Genomic DNA, 269 nt, shown 5'->3' with positions numbered 1-269 from the left:
AGGCGAGCACCGCTTTACGGTGACGGCGGTGGACCAGGCGGGCAACGTCAGCGAGCCGTCGAACACCTTTACCCTGACGCTGGACTTTACGGCCCCGGATGCCAGCCTGGTGGCGATCACCGGCGTGGACGATCAGGTGGGTCAGAACAAGGGGAACGTGGTTGCCGGTGGCACTACCGACGACAACCGTCCGACCCTCAGCGGGACGGGCGCCGAAGCCGGCAACACCATTACGGTGTACAACGGCACGACCGCGATCGGCACGGCCA

The 269-nt window shown here is 66.2% G+C and carries 1 protein-coding gene; it reads left to right on the top strand.

From position 1 onward, the window contains the following. The coding region (locus BMI79_RS23935) for a hypothetical protein (RefSeq protein WP_158069140.1) at positions 1-269 on the top strand (269 nt) is incomplete at both ends.

Source organism: Serratia oryzae (genome assembly GCF_001976145.1).
GTDB lineage: Bacteria > Pseudomonadota > Gammaproteobacteria > Enterobacterales > Enterobacteriaceae > Chania > Chania oryzae.
The sequence above is the reverse complement of the archived record's forward strand: the minus strand, read 5'-3'. Positions and strand labels throughout refer to the sequence as shown.